This is a genomic window from Halosimplex marinum, from assembly GCF_051414075.1.
Lineage (GTDB): Archaea > Halobacteriota > Halobacteria > Halobacteriales > Haloarculaceae > Halosimplex > Halosimplex marinum.
Map to the genome: position 1 here is coordinate 1 of NZ_JBLKNY010000012.1, position 884 is coordinate 884.

Annotated in this window: 1 rRNA gene; it reads left to right on the plus strand. The window is 57.8% G+C overall.

The window, feature by feature from the left end:
- Positions 1-881: ribosomal RNA gene (locus ACMGFI_RS21195) — 23S ribosomal RNA — on the plus strand; the annotation flags it as partial.
- Positions 882-884 lie beyond the last annotated feature (3 nt).

The following is an 884-nucleotide window of genomic DNA, read 5'->3' on the forward strand; positions in this document are numbered from 1 at the left end:
GCCCGGTGAACTGTACGTTCCAGTGCGGAGTCTGGAGACCCCCAAGGGGAAGCGAAGACCCTATAGAGCTTTACTGCAGGCTGTCGCTGGGACGTGGTCGCTACTGTGCAGTGTAGGTAGGAGCCGGTACACAGGTACCCGCGCTAGCGGGCCACCGAGGCATCCATGAAACACTACCCGGTAGTGACTGCGACCCTCACTCCTGGCGGAGGACACCGGTAGCCGGGCAGTTTGACTGGGGCGGTACGCGCTTGAAAAGATATCGAGCGCGCCCCAAGTCCATCTCAGCCGCGTCGGAAACGCGGCGAAGAGTGCAAAAGCAAAAGATGGACTGACAGTGTTCTTCCCAACGAGGAACGCTGACGTGAAAGCGTGGTTTAGCGAACCCATTGGCCCGCTCGATGCGGGCAATGGCTGACAGAAAAGCTACCTTAGGGATAACAGAGTCGTCACTCGCAAGAGTACATATCGACCGAGTGGCTTGCTACCTCGATGTCGGTTCCCTCCATCCTGCCCGTGCAGAAGCGGGCAAGGGTGAGGTTGTTCGCCTATTAAAGGAGGTCGTGAGCTGGGTTTAGACCGTCGCGAGACAGGTCGGCTGCTATCTATTGGGGGTGTCATTGGTATCTGACGGGAACGTCCGTATAGTACGAGAGGAACTACGGATGGTGGCCACTGGTGTATCGGTTGTTCGAGAGAGCACTGCCGAGCAGCCACGCCACACGGGGTAACGGCTGAACGCATCTAAGCCGGAAACCCACCTGGAAAAGAGATACCGCCGAGGTCACTCGTAGAAGACGAGTTCGATAGACTCGGGGTGTACGCATCGAGGCAACGAGATGTTCAGCCCGCGAGCACTAACCGACCGAAGCCACCAATCATAC